The organism is bacterium, from assembly GCA_026414725.1.
Taxonomy (GTDB): Bacteria; Ratteibacteria; UBA8468; order B48-G9; family JAFGKM01; genus JAAYXZ01.
On the sequence record JAOAIL010000012.1, the window covers coordinates 21,022 to 38,817 of the forward strand.

Here is a 17,796-nt window from a genome sequence, read left to right on the forward strand (position 1 = left end):
ATATATAATAGAGAAAATAAAACATTACCTTAGAGAGTCGGATTAATGAGAAATTTAAGAGTTATATGGACAGTTATAGTATGTTTTTTGCTTGCTGGATGTATAACTTCACAGACCAGTGTTTCAAAAGAAAAATTAAGAGAAGAGATTGCCCAGACATCCCCGGGTGAGATACATATTACACCAGAGATTTCTGAAGAGGGTACCAGTACGGTGAAATTACTTAAAAGAAGGCGTCCTTATAATATCTTTGGTTGGTTATTAAAAGAAGAACCCCATTTACCTGATGAAACAAAAGAAAAGATTGCTGTACCAAAGAAGGGGAAAGAGGTGGTTGAAGAAGAGGTTGTAAAGGAAGAACTACCTGTTATAATTGCGAAGAAGGAACCTACTGTAGAGAAAAAAATTGTCCTTCCGAAGGTAGAGGAGAAAAGAGAAGTTGTAAATGAGAAGGTAAAAGAAGAGACACCGGTTATCTCCGGGTATCTCCCTGCGATTGAAATGTGGGATGGAGAGTGTCTTATATATGAGGTGTCATGGAACTCTATAGATATTGGAAAGGGACTACTTGTTTGTAAGGATGTAAAAAACAGTTTCGGAGATGTCTATCATATATTAGGACTTACTATACCTCAAAGAAGTATTATGGGGGCAAGTTTAAATTTATTCAGGATGGATGCATATCTTGATAAAAAAACACTTCAACCTTGTTATTATTATCAGTACAGTAAAGGAGACGACGAAAAAGAAGATATACTTGAGATACGGTTTGACTGGAAGAACAAGAAGTACTTTACGAAGTACAGAAAATATAATAAGGGAAAATTATACAGTATAAAAGAGAAAACACTGAATCTACCAGAAGGTGCGTATGATACCATATCTGTATTTTATATTTTAAGGACATTGGACCTTGATAAGAAATCTTCATTTACTATTCCTATTGCTATGAGAGAGATATGGGACCTTAATATTCAATCAATCGGGAAAAGAACGGTTAATATCCCCAGTAAAGGGAAAGGGGATGTTTATGTACTTAAACCACAAGCGAAAAGCAGTGAAGGATTTTTTACGAAAGGTGCGATGGATTTATGGCTTACTGCTGATAATAAACGGATTCCTGTGTACTTAGAAGGTAGAGTAACACTTGGGAAAGCACGGATGTCGCTTATGATAGAAAAAAAACTTCCACCAGGTGCGGTTTTGAATGCTGAAACAATAACCAATATCATTAGTGAGTGTAATTGATGAAAGTCCTTTCTATAGAGACCACATCTAGTACTGGCAGTATAGCATTCCTCAAAGATGGGAAGGTGTATTCAGAATATCTTTTCAGAGATTCTGATATTTCTGTAAAGTTGTTATCAACTATAGATATTATTCTCAAAGATAATAGATGTAGTCCTGAAGAACTGGAACTGCTGGTGGTATCTTACGGACCAGGTTTATGGACAGGGATACGACTCGGAATGGGAGTAGCAAAGGGAATTGTTACAGGGAATCAAGCAAAGATATTTTGTGTTGGAACAGTTGATAGTATATTTTTCGGGATTAAAGAATTTAAAATGCCTGCATTGTGTGTTGTAAATGCATATAGAGGACAGTTCTATCTTGCATCTTTTAATGGTAAGTTTGTTTACAAAAGAAACTATCCTGTCAGGATAGTTGAACTTGATGAGTTATACAGTATATGTAGTAAAAAGAAATTAATGCTTACAGGAACAGGTGTTTCTGTAATACCTGATAAAATTAGAAAGTTGAAGAATATTGTAGTACCTGATGAAAAATTTTTATATCCATCTGCTGGTATTAATGGATTATTAGCACTGGAGAAAATACAAAGGGGAATACCATCTGCTCCAATGAAGCCATTTTATGGAAGATAGGCAGAAACTTATAAGGATAGCATTTTTAATTCCGAGTTCAGAGATAGGTGGAACAGAAAGAATGCTCCTTTTGATGTTAGATAATCTGCCTGCCGATATGTTTTATCCTCCTGTGGTTTTTACTTTAAAAGGGTATGGGAAGTTTCCAGAAGAGTTGAAGAAAAGAGGGGTTAAAACATATACTTTCAATCTTAAATCAAGACCATTTGATTTTATAAAACTCTTCTACTGTATTAAAAAGGAATCTCCTGATATTCTTCACTCATTTCTTTTTTATGGAAATATAATAGGGAGGATAACAGGTAAGGTTTTGAAAGTTCGTGTTGTATTAAATTCTCAAAGGAGTACAGACCCATGGCGGAAAAAATATCACTGGTTAATAGACCATATTACTGCTAACTGGACAGATATGATAATTTCAAACTCTTTCAAAGGCAAGGAGGTACTTATAACAGAAGGGAGGATATCTCCTGAGAAGGTTATAGTAATCCCGAATGGTATTAAACTACCAGAATTTGAAAGAGGTATAACAAAAGAACAGTTAGGTATATCTCCTTGTGAATATATTGTGGGTACTGTAGGTAATCTAAGAGAAGCCAAGGGACATATATATATTGTGAAATCAGCACCTTTAATTTTGAAAGAATTCCCGAATACAAAATTTATTATAATAGGGGAGGGAAGCCAGAAGAATTTTCTTATGAAAGAAATAGAAAGATTAAGAATTTCAGACAGGTTTATATTTACAGGATTTGTAGATAACCCATACAGTATAGTTTCATTATTTGATGTATTTGTCTTTCCTTCTCTATGGGAGGGATGTCCTGTAGGGCTTCTTGAGGCAATGATGTTGGGTAAGAGCTGTGTTGCTTTTCCTGTAGGGGATATTCCTTACATCATTGAAGATGGTATAAGCGGGCTTCTGGTTGACTATAAATCTGTTGATAAACTTGCTGATGGAGTGATAAAACTTCTTAAAGACAAGGAGATGAGGGATAGATTAGGACAAGGTGCATATAAAAGAATAATTGGACAGTTTACCTTTGATAGTATGATGAAGAAGTATATATCGGTCTATGACGAATATATTGCTCTGAAAAGAAATAAAGGGTAAAATGTAAATTCTATGTAAAATCCTGAAGGTTATATGGAAAAAAAAGATAGACAGAAGAATAAAACAGTAGAGTGGTTTAAGTCCCTTATCTGGGCTATAGTAATAGCACTTTTTATAAGGGCTTTTTTGATAGGAAATTTTAAAATTCCCTCAACTTCTATGGTGCCTACACTTAAAGTGGGTGACCGACTTCTGTCTAATAATGTCATATATAAAATTCGCTCACCAAAAAGGGGAGAAGTTGTAATTTTTAAGTACCCTGAAGACCCGAGGAGAGATTTTGTAAAGAGGATGATAGGTCTTCCAGGGGAGAAAGTTATGATTAAGGAAGGTAGGATATTTATAAACGGAAGACCTGTTGAAGAAGAGATAATTGCCAGAAGATATTATTACAGCGAAGGTTATTATGGAAATGGAGAAGAGATAGAAGTTCCCACTAGCGGTTATTATGTTTTGGGAGACAATAGTATAAATAGCAGGGATAGTAGATACTGGGGGTTTGTTCCAAAGAGGAATCTTGTAGGAAAGGCACTTTTTATATACTGGCCTCCATGGAGGATGGGATTTATTCGTTAAAAGAATGAGAGTAAAAGGTGTAGAAATAGATACGGATAGTCAACGGAGGTAGAGATGTTATGAAGGGCAAGGAAGATAAAGTCATAATAAAAGTGGAGGACCTTAATAATTTGAGAGAAAGTGCAAAAAAAGTGAAAGAACTTGAAAAAAACTTAAAAAAAATGGAAGAAGATATAACTTTACTTAAGGATAAATATATACGAATACTGGCTGATTTTGATAACTATAAAAAAAGAGTGGAAAAAGAGAAACAGGATATATTTAAGTTCGGAACAGAAAACCTTATATTACAACTACTTCCTTTTGATGATATATTTGAGAGTGTTTTGAAACAGATGGAAAATAACCCTTCCCCTGATATAATCCATAAAGGTGTGGAAATGTTGAAGCGTGAATTTACTAAGTTCCTTGAGGGTATCGGGGTTAAAAAAATAGATACAAAAGGAACACTTTTTAATCCCGAGATTCATGAGGCATCAGAGATAGTAGAAACGGATGAGTATAAGGAAGGGGAAATTATAGAAGAAATAAGAAGCGGATATTCTTTTCATAATAGAGTCATAAGACCTGCACTTGTAAAAGTATCTAAGAAACCTCCGTCTAAAACAGCCATAAACAGTAATGATGGAAATTCTTGCTCCAGCAAAAATTAATCTTTTTCTTGAGGTAGGTTCTTTAGAAAAAGGTCTGCATAGAATTGTCTCTCTCATAGATATAGTGAATATCTATGATACTATTGAAATGGAGAGGTCAGATATTACAGAAGTACAGTTTATCTCCAGATGGCATATACCTGAGGAAAATACGGTTACAAAGGCAATAAGATTGGTTAAAGGTACTTTTAATATAAAAGAAAATGTAAGAGTAATTGTTAAAAAAAATATTCCACCTGGTAGTGGACTTGGAGGTGGGAGTTCAAATGCTGCATCTGTTTTGTTTGGACTTGTAAATTTATGGGATATCAGAACAGATGAAGAACAACTTATAAAAATTGCCTTACTTATAGGTAGTGACGTCCCTTTATTTATCAAAAAGAAGAGGTGTATAGTAGAAGGTACCGGGGATAGGATAACAGATGAAGGGATATCCTCTGTACCTCTTACCTATGGTCTTTTAATACCAGAGTTCGCTGTATCAACAGGCACTGTCTATAAAGAACTGGATGTAATTGGAGAGTATGGGGACTTGACAGAAGGAGCACGCAAGATTAAAATTCTTAATGAATATATTGCAAAACAGGATATTGAAGGTATAGAAAAAAGTATGTTTAACCGATTGGAAAAACCATATTTTACATTATATAAGTTAGGAAAGGAGGTGAAAGAAAAGGTAGAAAGGAAAACAGGGAAAAGATGTTTTGTATCAGGAAGTGGAGGCACTTTATTTTCTGTTTTTTTAGATAGAACAGAAGCAGAAAAAAGAACCTCTTTCCTGGATATGAGTGGTTGGAAGAGATATATTGTTGAGAGTATAAAAACTTCTTAGAAAAGGAGGTTACAATGCAGATTACTGAGACAAGGATATCACTTGTAAATAGACCAAATAGCAGATTAAGGGCATATGCTTCTGTGACTTTTGATGATGTATTTGTTGTTAGAGATATCAGGATTATAGAAGGCAAAAAAGGACTTTTTGTGGCTATGCCGAGTAAGAAGATGCAGAGAAATTGTCCTCAATGTGGTTTCAAGAATGCTATTACAAATAAGTTCTGTGGTTCCTGTGGTACAAAACTTAATCCAGTAGAGAAGAAAGAAGAGATCAGGACTGCGCCTTCTCAACAGCACAGAGACCTTGCACATCCTATCAAAACAGAATTCAGGGACTATATCCAGGAAAAGGTTATTGAAGAATATAAAAAGAAAGAGCCATCTGATAAAAAATAAATAATAACGGATTGGGTAATCTATAAGTTTCGGAAGAGAGAGTTGTAGTTGTTTAATTATTATTAATGAATACCTATATATACACTGCTTTTGATAAAGAAGGCAATAAAGTTTCAGGTAAAATTACAGGGGAAGATATAAGAAAGGTCAAACAGGTACTAAAAGGAAATAATCTCTATGTAATAGAAATCAAAGAAGATACCCCTCCTGTTTTGCAGTTCAGAAGCAGATTAAAAGAAGAAGATATAACTATAGCAATCCGTGAACTATCAACTTTTGTGAGTTCCAAACTACCTCTTGATGAATGTCTTACAGGTGTAATTTCTCAAATAAGACAGGTAAGATTAAAAAGGGTTTTTCAGGAGATACAGAAAAAGATAAGAGAAGGTAAAAGTTTTTCAGAGGCACTCAGGGACTTTCCTGCCATCTTTCCGGAAATGGTTATTTCTATGGTCCGTGCTGGAGAAGAAACAGGAACTCTCGATAAAATTCTTGTAAGGATATCTGACTTTCTTGAAAGAAGACATAGGTTTAGAAACCGTATTAAAAGTATAATGAGTTATCCCTTATTTATGCTTGTAATATCTGTAGTTGTATTTATCTTCCTCTTTTCTTTTGTAACTCCCACCATAGTTAAAATGTTTACTCAGATAAATATAAAACTTCCGCTTCCAACTATCATTCTTATAAAAATCAGCAGATTTTTTAAGTACGGATGGTTATATATTATATCAGGTATATTCTTGATATACATAGGAAGTAGAAAACTATTTGCTTCTAAAAAAGGTGAGGAGATAAAGGATTTTATTAGATTTCATATACCAGTTTTAAATAATATACTTTTGAAGAGAGAAATAATTCTTTTTTCAACAACCACTGCTACTCTTATAGATGGGGGGGTAGATATAATAGAATCACTTCAGATAGCTAGGCAGGTATTATCAAGTCGGCTATTAAAAAAAGATGTGGATGATGTTATTGAACTACTTTCAAAAGGTAATTCCTTATCTGCTTCTTTCAGAAGTACCAGATATTTCCCTGTACTTGTCACACAACTTATAAGTGCTGGAGAGAAGAGTAGTTCTTTATCTGAAATGCTTAATAGAATAGGAGAAATTTATGAAGAAGATGTTTCGCAGAGTTCTATACGACTGGCTAATTTTATTGAGCCGATGATGATACTTTGTATGGGTATGGTTGTAGGAATTATTGTTCTTGCTATACTTTTACCTATATTCCAGATAAGTCAGTCCATAAGATAATAAAGAATTTAATACAGGAGATAAATAGATGAGAAGAAAAGATAAAATTTGGAGAAGTGGTTTTACCTTTATAGAGTTGATGGTTGTTATTGTAATTCTCGGTACTCTTGCAATGATAGTAATGCCGAGGTTTTTTAGTAGGATTGATGAAGCACGTATTACAGCCACTCAGGTACAGATAAAGAATATAGAACAAGCATTAAGACTTTTTTATCTTGACAATGGTTTTTATCCTGAAACAGAACAGGGACTTAAAGCCCTTGTGGAAAAACCCACTGTGGGAAAGGTTCCTAAGAAATGGAGAGAGGGTGGTTATCTTGAAAAGGATGTTCTCCCAAAAGATGCATGGGGGAATGACTTTGTCTATATCAGCCCCGGAAGACAGGGTGAGGATTATGAGATAATCTCTTATGGTAGAGATGGCAGAGAAGGGGGCGAAGGTTCTGATGCAGATATTTCAAGTTCCAAAATTTAGGAATGGATATACTTTTATAGAACTTCTTGTTGTTATTGTCATTATAGGACTTTTTTTCTATCTTACATTCCCTGTTGTAAGAGATATTATCCCTCAAGAAGAAAATAAAACAATATCTACAATCGTAGATATTATAGAAGAAGCATCAAGGGATGCAATAGAGCAGAAACAAAAAGTTATTCTGACTATAGATATGGATACAAATTCCTATGCCATTACAAAAGAAAGTGATATAGAGCAGGAAAATATAGAAGAGAACGATTATAATGATAAAGAGGATATATCCTTCACACAGGTGCCAATAGATTTTATTAAAGCACAGAATTCTATGTTAGAAACATCCACAGGGTTAATAACATTTTTGTTTTTTCCTGATGGGACAAAAGAATTTGGTGCAATATTTGTGGAGTATGTAGAAACAGGAGCTATTTATACCATCTTTCTGAATCCCTATACTATTTCCCCTGAGATAATAAAAGGAGAAAAGAGGTTTGAGTAAGGTTATATATTCTAAAAGTGGTTTAACACTTATGGAGATTCTGATTGCACTTGCTATATTTGCAGTAGCAGGTGTGATTTCTTTACAGTCCTGTCTCATTTCAACAAGACATATTCAGATAGTCAATAATGAAAAAAACCTTGTTATGCTATCAAATATGAAGTTAGAGGAGTATAAGATAGAAAAGATAGATATAGAAAGAGAAAAAAATGGTTTTTTTGCTGAACCATTTGAAGATTATTACTGGGAATTTGAACTGGCGGATATAACTATCACAGATACAGAATATGGCGTTTCATTTACTCCTTATAAACTTACAGTAGGAACAAAAGGAGATGTATACTCAACACTAACCAGTTTTTTAAAATCAGATAGATTGGATGAAAAGAAATGAAGAATAAAAAGGGGTTTACACTTATTGAACTTCTTATAGCCACACTTTTAGTCCTTTTATTATTTGGTATCATGTATGCAACATTTTTTTCTGTAAGTAATACAATTGAAAAAGTTGAGAAGAAAATGAAGATATCGGAGATAATATTTAAATTTATAAGTAGATTTAAAATGGAAGTGAAATGTATGATAAGAGAAGAAAAGAGTGAGCCATCTTTTGATATAAAAGAGATAACATTTCTTACAATAACAGAGACATCTCCATATCCTGTAAGGGTGACATATACTGTTGAAAAGACACCGGAGGGTCTTGAAAATCTTTTACGGAAGCAGGAATCTTTGCTTACCAATTATTCTTTTTTGTTTTCGGTAATAGATGGTTATGATAGTATAAAATTTCTGTTTTATATAGATGGTATATGGCGTGAGTATGTAGATAAACCTGAAAAGGTAAGTGCAATTGGACTTGAGATAATGGAAGGTAATGAAAGGTTGTTTTTTCCTGTAAAGATGTATGGGACATTTGTTGATGAAGAAGAGAAATGAAGGTGTTGTTGTTATTTTTGTGCTGATATTTACCACAGCAATATCTATGATGGCTATTTTTTTGGGTGCTCGGGTAAAACAATATATTTCTCTATTTTCAGGGATAAAAAGAGAAAATGAAATGGAAAACATCGCAGAGATGGGGATTGAAATTGGAAAGGTTTTACTTGATATATCGCAGAAGAAACATATGATTTCAGAAGAGGTAGGATATATAAAAAGACAGTATGAAGTAGATGGAATGAATATAGAGATACTTATAGAGGATGAAAATGGAAAAATAAATCCTAACAAAATTTTCGGCTCTGAAAAAGGGGAAATACACACCTATCTCCTTGATGTATATAAAAGATTCTTTTCTGTTATGGGATATTCGGAAAACTTATCTGATGCATTACTTGATTGGATAGATGAAGATAATATTCCCAGGGCAGGAGGAGCGGAGGCGAGTTTTTATATGTCATCAGGATTTTCTTATCTCCCTTCCAATAAACCTCTTTATAATCCAGAAGAGATGCTTTTAGTAGCAGGATTTACAAAAGATATTGTTTTTGGAAATAATAATAAAAAAGGGTTGATAAATTTTATTACTACGTTCTCGGATGGTAAAATTAATGTGAATACATGCTATCCAGAGGTATTGAATGCACTCGGTTTTTCAACAGTAGATGTTGAGAGGATAACAACAGAAAGAGCAAGAAGACCTATAGAAGAAAAGTTTATGGTTGAAGTAAATAAAGAAGTATATCTGAAAAACCGTGCTGTTATTGTATTTAAAAGCAGTTATTTTACTATATCTTCTCGGGTAACAGATGAGGAGGGTAATAAAAAAGAATTAAAGGCATATGTAAGAAGGACAGATAAGACAACAGATATTATAAGGATGAATATAAAATGAAAATATGTACCCTGTACCTAAAATATGAAAAGGTTATATACAGGATAACAGGAACTAATATAGAAGAAGGAGCGTTTAATAGTGAAGAGGTTGAGGCTTTTCTTGATAAAAATCGTCCTGATATACTTAACATTATTATATCAAAACCACATCTTATATTCAGAAGGGTAGAATTTCCCTTCAGAAACAAAAGGAAGATACGGATGGTTATTCCTTCAGAGATAGAAGAAACACTTCCTGACAATATTGATAATTTCTTATTTTCCTTGGATTTTTTCCCGTTAAACAAAAACGGAATGGTTGTGAATATATATGGTGTTCCATCTGTACTGATTGATTTCTGGCGAAATATAGCAAACAAACACAGGACAAAATTATATTTCTTTTTAGACACACTTCTGTTATTGCAGTTTTTGAAACAATCAACAGATGAAAAAAATCATATATCTATTTATGAAGAAGAGGAATATATTTTACTTAATATAGTAGAAAACGGTATTTTGACAGGTTCTTACTCTTATCATCTTACCGGGGCAGAGAATTTAGAAAACACAGAACTTATAAAAGAGATTATAAACAAGAAAGGACTGCCTTTGTTTATATGTGGTCCTGGTGTAAAAACTAAAGAACTTGCTATAAGTGAAAAAAATATACGGTATTTGGATCTACCGAGAGATATATCAAAGAAGTATCTATTCCATTATCTCGCTTCCATCAAAGCATTCAAAAGAGATTTTCTATCTTTAAAACATTCTATTGGGATTAAAATTCCTGTTTCAGATGTTGCTATTTTTGTGGTTTTTTTGTTTATCTCTTTTTTCTCTTTCTCTCCTTATTTTAAAGTTGTTGAGAAACAGAAGGAAATCAGAGGTATTGAAGAAGAGATGAAACAGATATTTGTCTCAACATTCCCGGATATTCAGAATGTAGTAAATCCTTTGATACAGGCGAGAGAAAAAATAATGAAAACAGATATTACAGATGTAAAAAAAGGGGTCCCTTCTGTTTTGAAGGTTATGGCAGATATAACAACTCTCTTTCCTGATAATATGGATGCAAAGATTGATATTTTCAGAATTGCAGGCGATACCATTACTCTTTCAGGAACAGCGGACTCACTTAAAACATTAGAAAAGATAAAAGAAAGGATAGATAAATCAGAAAAGTTTAGTGTTACTGATATAGGGACAATATCCTTTGATACAAAGAACAGAGCAAATTTTAGCATAACATTAAAGGTACATTGATATATATGGATAAGAAGAAGATAATACTTATTATTCTTTTCCTTTCTTTACTTGAGATAAGATTTATTTATATTCCTGCAAGGAACAAAGTTGTTTCTCTTAATAAACTTATTACTGCCAAGCAGAAAGATAAAGAAACACTTTTAAAACTGTGTGAAGAATATAAAGAAAAAGGAGAGGGAGAAGAACCGTTGAGGATAACAGATGAGGAATTTTCCTTACTTTCTTATACAGGTAATCTTATAGAAAGTAAGAATCTTGAAAGAAATATTACAGGGCTTCAACCTCTGAGGACTGAAGAGAAGGGGAATTTTAAAATTGAAAGTATCAGGATGGGGATGAAAGGGATAACATTATCGCAACTCTATGAGTTTCTTTATGATATTGAAAAGGCAAAATATGGAATATATATCCCTGATTTCAGGATGCAGAAGCAGAAGGATTCTCCTCATCTTTTAGACATAGAGATAGAACTTCTTGTGGTAAAAGAAGCAGAAAACAGTAAATAGCGATTATTTTCTCCCCCGATTAAAAAAAGGAAGAGGTGAAGGATATTATTTAACAATGGCAGATATATATCTTGTAGATGGCAGTGCACTTATTTATCGTTCTTTCTATGCGATAAAGGATTTAAGGACATCTACAGGTAGACCTACAAATGCAATCTACGGTTTTATTTCAAGTATTCTTAAAATTCTTAAGGATAAGAAGCCAGAATATATGTGTATTCTTTATGACCTGAAAGTTCCTACAATGAGACATATTTCTTTTGCGGATTATAAGGCACAGAGAAAACCGATGCCAGAGGAACTGGTGGAACAGATTTCTACCATAAAGGAGATAACTGGATTTTTTGGAATAAGGCAGATAGAAAAGGAAGGTTATGAGGCAGATGACCTGATTGCAACATTGTCAGAAAAATTCACTGTCAAACAGCACAGGGTATTCATAATTACAGGGGATAAGGATATGATGCAACTTCTTCAGGAAGGAGTAGTTGTTCTCCATCCTGATGGATTGAAGGCCTGTACTGTTGAGGATTTCCAGAGAAAGTATGGTATGGAACCATCGGTTGTTCCAGACATTATAGGACTGGCGGGAGATACATCAGATAATATCCCCGGTGTTTATGGTATAGGAGAAAAGACCGCTTTGAAATTACTTCAGCAGTGGGGCACAATAGAGAATCTTTATAAAAATATTGAAAAAGTAGAGCCGGAAAGGATAAGAAAACTTCTTATAACAAACAGAGAAAATGCTTTTTTAAGTAAGGAACTTGCTGTATTAAGGAGAGATGTTGATATAGATATAAAAATAGAAGATATTAAAATTTCATCTCCTGAAGTTGGAAAAATCCTTCAGTCCTTTGAAGACCTTGAGTTTAAAAAACTTACAGTCCAGATTGAAGAGATATTCCCATCCTTTCGTTTGTCAGGTATAAATGAAGATATGCTTTTCTTATCCAGTGGTGAAACTATCCGTATTGAAGATGTTGCAAAAACTCCTTCGTATTTTAAGAATATTTTGGAAGACAGAAGTATTAGAAAATACGGATTTAACCTTAAAGATATTATAGTAGAAGTAGAAAGAAAAGGTATATCTTTTGAAAATCCTGCTTTTGATATTTCAGTTGCTAAATATCTTACAGGGAAGGTATTAAGTGATGATGATATTAATACCTTGATATCCAGATATGACTTAATTTTCAGAGAACTTAGGATGGAAGAACTTTTTTACAAAGTTGAAATGCCTCTTGTAAAAACACTTGCCTGGATGGAGATAAATGGGATAAAGACAGATATAAGTGTACTTGAACAGTTGAATAGAGAACTGGAAGGTGAACTTAAAATTCAGGAAAACAGGATATATCAGACAGCAGGAGAAGTATTTAATATAAACTCTTCTCAGCAGATTGCTAACATCCTTTTTGAAAAATTAAAACTCCCGGTGCAGAAGAAAGGGAAGACAGGTCCTTCCACAGATATCTCTGTTTTAAAGGAATTATCTGTGAAACATCCATTACCAGCACTTATCCTTGAATACAGAGAACTCTATAAACTGAAATCAACCTATATTGAAGGGTTAATACCATTTATAGACCCATTAACTGGCAGGATATATCCTAAGTTCAGTCAGATATCCACTGCTACAGGGAGATTGAGTTGTAATAATCCTAACCTTCAAAACCTTCCTGTAAGAACTGAAAGAGGATGTAAAATAAGGAAGGCGTTCTGCTGTGAAAAAGGAAATGTGCTTTACTCGTTTGACTATAACCAGATAGAATTAAGGGTTCTTGCACATCTTTCAGAGGATAGTTATCTGGTATCTGCATTCAAAGAAGGAAGGGATATACATACAGAGACCGCAAGTATATTGTTTTCAGGGGACTCTCTTTTTTCTCCTGTTCCTTTGGTATATAGCCAGAAGGATTTAAGAAGAGTTGCTAAGACAATAAATTTCGGGATAATCTATGGAATGAGTGCTTATGGACTTTCACAAGAGTTAGGGATTACTGTATCAGAGGCAGATAATTTTATAAAGGCATATTTTTCTAAATTTACAGGTGTAAAGGCGTACATTGATAAAATTCTATCTGCTGTAGAGAAGGAGGGGTTTGTGACAACTATCCTTAACAGAAGGAGATATATACCAGAGATAAGAAGTAATAATAAAAATCAAAAAGAGTTTGCTAAAAGGGCAGCAATCAATATGCCTGTACAGGGTTCATCTGCTGATATTATAAAGATGGCTATGAATAGTATTTATGAATTTTTTAAAAAAGAACGTCTGAAAAGTAAGATGGTTCTTCAGATACATGATGAACTTCTCTTTGAAGTATTTTCTGAAGAGGAAGAGATAGTTGTAAGTGGTGTGAAAGAGATTATGGAGGAGGTTTTGAAACTCAATGTTCCTCTGAAGGTTGATGTGAAAAGAGGTTTTAACTATCTTGAAATGGAGGATGTTTCTTTATAAGTTTCTTATCTTAGATGAGCCAGAGAAATCTTTTACGGAATACAATTCCAGAAGAGGCAAGTAAAATCCAGATTGCACTGAAACAACACGTCTGTTTGAAATATACTTTACCGAAAATAGAGAGGGTTGCTGGTGCTGATACTGCCTATTACAATGGAATGATAATAGGAGGTATTATTATTTTTGAATTTCCGCATTTAAGAATTATAGAAAGAAGATTTGCTACTTTACCGGTTACTTTTCCTTATATCCCTGGATTTCTTGCTTTTAGAGAAGGACCGGTTTTATTAAAAGTGTTTGAGAAAATAATAAATACTCCTGATGTAATTATTTTTGATGGGCAGGGAATAGCACATCCGAGAAGGATGGGTATAGCCACACATCTCGGTATACTTCTTAATAAACCTTCTATTGGCTGTGCCAAATCAGTTTTAGTTGGTGAGTATCTGTTTCCTGAAAAAGAAAAAGGGAGGTATTCTCTCTTGAAAGATAAGGGAGAGTTTATAGGGGCAGTTTTACGGACAAAGGAAGGAGTAAATCCTGTATTTATTTCTCCAGGGCATAAGATAGACCTGCTGAACTCTATAGATATAGTACTCAAGTGTACCACCATATATAGATTACCTGAACCAGTAAGACAGGCACATATTTTTGTAAATGAACTAAAAAAAGAGATTGAAATTAAGAAAAAAAAGTTGTAGAGTAGAATAAGACAGGGAGAGGGACTATGGATAAAAAGAACCTGCCAAATCCGAGGATATCTGCTTTACTTTCTTTTCTTTTTAATGGTCTCGGGCAGATTTATAATGGAGAGATAAAGAAGGGATTGACGTTGATATTTTTTTCTGGAGTTTCTCTGCTGATTTTAGTTATTGGTGCGGTCTTTATGTTCTATTTTATAAAGGGGCAATTCTCTCCGATGACGTTTTTTCTCTGGGGAATTATTCTTTTCTTCCTTGGACTTACTGGAATAATAATCATTGGGATTTACAGTATCTCGGATGCATATCACAAGGCGAAGAGGATGGTTGATGAATATGAAGAAGAAAGGCGTGATATTTGACTTTGATGGGACACTGGTAACATCTACCATTGACTTTAAAAAGATAAAGGAAAGGATTTTAGTTGAAGCAGAGAAACATAAGTTGAAAATACCTGATACAAAACTGCCTATACTTGAATTTCTTGAAGAAATTAATAATTTAAATGGCAAGAAGGGAATGAAATTTTATTCTTCTGGACACAGGATTTTGAAAGAAGAGGAAGTCAAAGCATCTGAATATACAGAACCACAGGAAGGGGTGGTATCTTTGCTTGTAAAATTAAGAACAGGTGGTATAAAGGTCGGAATAATTACAAGAAACTGCAGAGAAGTTGTTGAAAAAGTTATAAACAAATTCAGGATTCCCTATGATGTTCTACTTACCAGAGATGATGTCAGAAAAGTAAAGCCAGATGTTTTACATATTAAGGAGTGCCTGAAACTTCTTGGGTTAAAGAAGGATGATGTTGTTCTCGTAGGTGACCATCTTTTTGATGTAAGGGCTGGCAGAAAGATGGGAATATTGAGTGCAGGACTGAAAAATAACAATATATCTGAAGATACCTTTTTGAAAGAAGGTGCTGATTTTGTGATAGAGGATATAAAAGAGATAGAGTATATTGTAGGTACAAAGGGCTTTAATGCAGGGAAACTTCCTAACAGATTTTTAAGGTTCCTTCTTGGAAAATATACAGAAGTAAAGGATAAAGATATTTTAGTTTCTTCAGGCATAGGTATTGACTGCGCTATATTTAAAATAAGCGACAATATTATATTTGCCAAATCAGACCCCATAACACTTACATCAGAGGATATTGGATTTTATCTTGTCAATATCAATGTCAATGATATCTCTGTAATGGGAGGTATTCCTTCACATCTCTTAACAGTTATTTTATTTCCTGAAGGTACTACATTTTCAGAAATTGAAGATGTATTTTCCCAGATAAACAATGAGTGTAAAAGGTTTGATATAAAATGGATAGGAGGACATACTGAGATTTCAAGTGGAATTAAAACTCCTGTGGCTGTAGGTTTTCTTATGGGAAGAAAGATAAAAAAATTGAGAAGAAAAGAAATAAAAGTAGGGGACAGTGTTTTTCTTATAAAAGAGATAGGAATAGAAGGTGCATCAATTATAGCGAGGGGAAAATATAGTGAACTTAAAAAATATTTTTCCGAAGCATTTATTACGAAGGTTAAAAAGGCAACTGTGTTTCCGGGGATAAGTGTATTTAATGAAGCGAAGATGTTATGGGAAAATTTGGACATAAAATATATGCATGACCCAACTGAAGGAGGTATATCAACTGCACTTTATGAGATGGCGGAGGCGAATAATATTGGACTTCTGATTTTTCCTGAAAAATTGGTGTTCTATCCTCCTGTTATAAAGTTTTGTAAGATTTTTAATCTTGACCCTCTCGGGATAATATCATCCGGCTGTATAATAGGGATAATAGAGAAAAAAGAAGAAGACAACTTTCTAAAATTTTGTAAAAACAGAAACTTGAAGGGGAAAATCATAGGAGAGGTGGTAGAAGAAAAAGGTGTCTGTTATATGGAAAATAAAAAGATAAAATCTTTATCTACCTTTCAACGAGATGAAATCACCCGACTCTAAAAATACGAATCTGGAAATTTTATTATCTTTTAACCCTTGCATTACCTTCCCAGATACTCCAGATTTCTTCTTCATCAAGTGGCTGTGCGTAATCAGTGAGAAGTGTAACAGCCAGTGCTCCACATGCCCATCCAAACTGTACCCATTTTTCTGGTTCCCATCCTTTAAGTATTCCGTAAAGCAGTCCTCCTACAAAAGCATCTCCACCACCAATTCTATCAAGAACTCCGATTTCTCTCGGATCAACTACATACCATTCAGAACCGACAGACATAATTGCACCCCATAGATGTTTCTGTGCACTTATAACCTCTCTAAGGGTAGTAGCATGCACCTCAGTTTCAGGGAAACTCTTTTTAACTCTGTTTATCATTTCTTTAAAATTGTCTATCTGTGCCTTCAGGTCTTTACCGCCTGGTGGAGGTCCTTCTATTCCGAGGCAGAGTTGAAAGTCCTCTTCATTCCCGACAAGGATATCAGATACACCTGCAATCCTTGTGAAGATATCCCGTAGTTCTTTTTCTCTTCCTTTCCAGAAGGACGCTCTGTAGTTTAAATCAAAGGAAATACATGTCCCATATTTTTTAGCAACCTTTGAAAGTTCAAGGCAGAACTGTCCTGTTTCCGGAGAAAGTGCAGCAAATAGTCCGGACATATGTATTATCTGTACACCTTCTTTTCCCAAAATTCTCTCAAGGTCAAAATCAGAAGGGCTCAATGTTCTTCCTATTTCTCCTGCTCTGTCATTCCATACCTTTGGTCCACGAGCACCATAGCCAGTATCTGCGATATTAAACTGGTGTCTGAATCCCCAGGGACCTCCCTGAGAGACCTCTTTTGCTTCAACGTCCATTCCCCTGCTTTTAAGGTTTTCTTTTATAAATCTTGCTACAGGACTTCCTTTGACAAATGCAGTGAGAATTTTAACAGGCAGGCCTAGAGATGAACTTATACTTGCTACATTGGATTCAGCACTTGTTGCCTGCATTATAAAGGTATTGCTTGAGTGAACCGGCTGATTATTTACAGGAGTAATTCTTACTCCCATACTTGTAGGAACGAGTAATGCATATTTACTATCTTTTTTTAATTCCATCTTTTCCCTCCTGTTGAAAACAGCGGATATTATTATAGAACTTTAATTATGAAATGTAAAGTTCCCTTTGCTGAGATATAGTGAAAATGGTCTGTTGAGATGGAAATTGCTTAAAGATATAAATAAGAATTTCGTGAATTTGATATAGAAATAGAGAAATATTGGAATAGGGAAAAATTGTTGAGAAGTAGTTTGCTGGCTCAAAGAATACTCCTATAACTGGAGATACAGGTTTGTATTTATCAAGAAGTTCTCCCTGTCTCTTATACACATCTCCGAGCC

General features: G+C 34.1%; 21 protein-coding genes. 19 read left to right on the plus strand and 2 right to left on the minus strand.

The genetic code is table 11. The features are described 5' to 3' along the window. Positions 1-45 precede the first annotated feature (45 nt). From N3D17_05330 to N3D17_05420, 19 genes are all read left to right on the plus strand, one after another. Positions 46-1,248, plus strand: coding sequence for a DUF3108 domain-containing protein (locus N3D17_05330; GenBank protein ID MCX8082798.1), 1,203 nt, complete (start codon positions 46-48; stop codon positions 1,246-1,248). Beyond that, on the plus strand, positions 1,248-1,886 hold the full coding sequence (gene tsaB, locus N3D17_05335) for a tRNA (adenosine(37)-N6)-threonylcarbamoyltransferase complex dimerization subunit type 1 TsaB (GenBank protein ID MCX8082799.1): 639 nt from the start codon (positions 1,248-1,250) through the stop codon (positions 1,884-1,886). Before N3D17_05330 ends, tsaB begins: the two co-directional genes overlap by 1 nt. Further along, positions 1,876-3,000 carry a glycosyltransferase gene (locus N3D17_05340; GenBank protein MCX8082800.1) on the plus strand — a complete coding sequence of 375 codons (1,125 nt, stop codon included), beginning with the start codon at positions 1,876-1,878 and terminating at the stop codon, positions 2,998-3,000. The genes tsaB and N3D17_05340 overlap by 11 nt, the downstream gene beginning before the upstream one ends. Positions 3,001-3,033: 33 nt before the next feature. Continuing rightward, positions 3,034-3,576: a signal peptidase I gene (gene lepB, locus N3D17_05345; GenBank protein MCX8082801.1), complete on the plus strand. Its 543-nt coding sequence runs from the start codon at positions 3,034-3,036 to the stop codon at positions 3,574-3,576. Positions 3,577-3,635: 59 nt separating this feature from the next. Further along, positions 3,636-4,229: a nucleotide exchange factor GrpE gene (locus N3D17_05350; protein ID MCX8082802.1), complete on the plus strand. Its 594-nt coding sequence runs from the start codon at positions 3,636-3,638 to the stop codon at positions 4,227-4,229. Next, positions 4,201-5,061: a 4-(cytidine 5'-diphospho)-2-C-methyl-D-erythritol kinase gene (gene ispE / locus N3D17_05355; protein MCX8082803.1), complete on the plus strand. Its 861-nt coding sequence runs from the start codon at positions 4,201-4,203 to the stop codon at positions 5,059-5,061. Before N3D17_05350 ends, ispE begins: the two co-directional genes overlap by 29 nt. Before the next feature lie 14 nt (positions 5,062-5,075). Beyond that, on the plus strand, positions 5,076-5,459 hold the full coding sequence (locus N3D17_05360) for a septation protein SpoVG family protein (protein ID MCX8082804.1): 384 nt from the start codon (positions 5,076-5,078) through the stop codon (positions 5,457-5,459). A 65-nt stretch (positions 5,460-5,524) separates the two neighbouring features. Beyond that, on the plus strand, positions 5,525-6,721 hold the full coding sequence (locus N3D17_05365) for a type II secretion system F family protein (protein MCX8082805.1): 1,197 nt from the start codon (positions 5,525-5,527) through the stop codon (positions 6,719-6,721). A 28-nt stretch (positions 6,722-6,749) separates the two neighbouring features. After that, positions 6,750-7,196, plus strand: a complete 447-nt coding sequence (gene gspG / locus N3D17_05370) for a type II secretion system major pseudopilin GspG (GenBank protein MCX8082806.1) — start codon at positions 6,750-6,752, stop codon at positions 7,194-7,196. Continuing rightward, complete coding sequence (locus N3D17_05375) at positions 7,168-7,695, plus strand: type II secretion system GspH family protein (GenBank protein MCX8082807.1); 528 nt, start codon at positions 7,168-7,170, stop codon at positions 7,693-7,695. Before gspG ends, N3D17_05375 begins: the two co-directional genes overlap by 29 nt. Beyond that, positions 7,688-8,089, plus strand: a complete 402-nt coding sequence (locus N3D17_05380; GenBank protein MCX8082808.1) for a type II secretion system GspH family protein — start codon at positions 7,688-7,690, stop codon at positions 8,087-8,089. The genes N3D17_05375 and N3D17_05380 overlap by 8 nt, the downstream gene beginning before the upstream one ends. Continuing rightward, positions 8,086-8,634: a prepilin-type N-terminal cleavage/methylation domain-containing protein gene (locus tag N3D17_05385; protein ID MCX8082809.1), complete on the plus strand. Its 549-nt coding sequence runs from the start codon at positions 8,086-8,088 to the stop codon at positions 8,632-8,634. The genes N3D17_05380 and N3D17_05385 overlap by 4 nt, the downstream gene beginning before the upstream one ends. Next, complete coding sequence (locus tag N3D17_05390; GenBank protein ID MCX8082810.1) at positions 8,618-9,532, plus strand: general secretion pathway protein GspK; 915 nt, start codon at positions 8,618-8,620, stop codon at positions 9,530-9,532. The genes N3D17_05385 and N3D17_05390 overlap by 17 nt, the downstream gene beginning before the upstream one ends. Next, a complete protein-coding gene (locus N3D17_05395) occupies positions 9,529-10,779 on the plus strand; it encodes a hypothetical protein (protein MCX8082811.1) in 1,251 nt (416 codons plus the stop codon). The genes N3D17_05390 and N3D17_05395 overlap by 4 nt, the downstream gene beginning before the upstream one ends. Positions 10,780-10,784: 5 nt before the next feature. Then, the gene (locus N3D17_05400) at positions 10,785-11,288 is read left to right on the plus strand and encodes a hypothetical protein (GenBank protein MCX8082812.1); all 504 of its coding nucleotides are present in this window, start codon (positions 10,785-10,787) and stop codon (positions 11,286-11,288) included. Between the two features lie 55 nt (positions 11,289-11,343). Further along, the gene (locus tag N3D17_05405) at positions 11,344-13,752 is read left to right on the plus strand and encodes a DNA polymerase I (protein ID MCX8082813.1); all 2,409 of its coding nucleotides are present in this window, start codon (positions 11,344-11,346) and stop codon (positions 13,750-13,752) included. A gap of 14 nt (positions 13,753-13,766) precedes the next feature. Further along, positions 13,767-14,453, plus strand: coding sequence for a deoxyribonuclease V (gene nfi / locus N3D17_05410; protein ID MCX8082814.1), 687 nt, complete (start codon positions 13,767-13,769; stop codon positions 14,451-14,453). A gap of 26 nt (positions 14,454-14,479) precedes the next feature. Continuing rightward, the gene (locus N3D17_05415) at positions 14,480-14,815 is read left to right on the plus strand and encodes a hypothetical protein (protein ID MCX8082815.1); all 336 of its coding nucleotides are present in this window, start codon (positions 14,480-14,482) and stop codon (positions 14,813-14,815) included. Beyond that, positions 14,784-16,418, plus strand: a complete 1,635-nt coding sequence (locus N3D17_05420; GenBank protein MCX8082816.1) for an HAD-IA family hydrolase — start codon at positions 14,784-14,786, stop codon at positions 16,416-16,418. The genes N3D17_05415 and N3D17_05420 overlap by 32 nt, the downstream gene beginning before the upstream one ends. Positions 16,419-16,440: 22 nt before the next feature. On the opposite strand, the gene N3D17_05425 is transcribed toward N3D17_05420, so the two are convergent. Together N3D17_05425 and N3D17_05430 are read right to left on the minus strand one after the other, a co-directional pair. Next, entirely contained in the window at positions 16,441-17,514 is a 1,074-nt protein-coding gene (locus N3D17_05425; GenBank protein MCX8082817.1) for a sugar kinase, read from the minus strand. Between the two features lie 46 nt (positions 17,515-17,560). After that, positions 17,561-17,796: hypothetical protein (locus N3D17_05430; protein ID MCX8082818.1), on the minus strand; the 236-nt coding region annotated here is incomplete at its 5' end.

Bases quoted from the DNA above. Each gene is read 5' to 3' on its own strand.
- N3D17_05330 (MCX8082798.1), top strand. From the start codon at position 46: ATGAGAAATTTAAGAGTTATATGGACAGTTATAGTATGTTTTTTGCTT.
- tsaB (MCX8082799.1), top strand. From the start codon at position 1,248: ATGAAAGTCCTTTCTATAGAGACCACATCTAGTACTGGCAGTATAGCA.
- N3D17_05340 (MCX8082800.1), top strand. From the start codon at position 1,876: ATGGAAGATAGGCAGAAACTTATAAGGATAGCATTTTTAATTCCGAGT.
- lepB (MCX8082801.1), top strand. From the start codon at position 3,034: ATGGAAAAAAAAGATAGACAGAAGAATAAAACAGTAGAGTGGTTTAAG.
- N3D17_05350 (MCX8082802.1), top strand. From the start codon at position 3,636: ATGAAGGGCAAGGAAGATAAAGTCATAATAAAAGTGGAGGACCTTAAT.
- ispE (MCX8082803.1), top strand. From the start codon at position 4,201: ATGGAAATTCTTGCTCCAGCAAAAATTAATCTTTTTCTTGAGGTAGGT.
- N3D17_05360 (MCX8082804.1), top strand. From the start codon at position 5,076: ATGCAGATTACTGAGACAAGGATATCACTTGTAAATAGACCAAATAGC.
- N3D17_05365 (MCX8082805.1), top strand. From the start codon at position 5,525: ATGAATACCTATATATACACTGCTTTTGATAAAGAAGGCAATAAAGTT.
- gspG (MCX8082806.1), top strand. From the start codon at position 6,750: ATGAGAAGAAAAGATAAAATTTGGAGAAGTGGTTTTACCTTTATAGAG.
- N3D17_05375 (MCX8082807.1), top strand. From the start codon at position 7,168: ATGCAGATATTTCAAGTTCCAAAATTTAGGAATGGATATACTTTTATA.
- N3D17_05385 (MCX8082809.1), top strand. From the start codon at position 8,086: ATGAAGAATAAAAAGGGGTTTACACTTATTGAACTTCTTATAGCCACA.
- N3D17_05390 (MCX8082810.1), top strand. From the start codon at position 8,618: ATGAAGAAGAGAAATGAAGGTGTTGTTGTTATTTTTGTGCTGATATTT.
- N3D17_05395 (MCX8082811.1), top strand. From the start codon at position 9,529: ATGAAAATATGTACCCTGTACCTAAAATATGAAAAGGTTATATACAGG.
- N3D17_05400 (MCX8082812.1), top strand. From the start codon at position 10,785: ATGGATAAGAAGAAGATAATACTTATTATTCTTTTCCTTTCTTTACTT.
- N3D17_05405 (MCX8082813.1), top strand. From the start codon at position 11,344: ATGGCAGATATATATCTTGTAGATGGCAGTGCACTTATTTATCGTTCT.
- nfi (MCX8082814.1), top strand. From the start codon at position 13,767: ATGAGCCAGAGAAATCTTTTACGGAATACAATTCCAGAAGAGGCAAGT.
- N3D17_05415 (MCX8082815.1), top strand. From the start codon at position 14,480: ATGGATAAAAAGAACCTGCCAAATCCGAGGATATCTGCTTTACTTTCT.
- N3D17_05420 (MCX8082816.1), top strand. From the start codon at position 14,784: ATGAATATGAAGAAGAAAGGCGTGATATTTGACTTTGATGGGACACTG.
- N3D17_05425 (MCX8082817.1), bottom strand. From the start codon at position 17,514: ATGGAATTAAAAAAAGATAGTAAATATGCATTACTCGTTCCTACAAGT.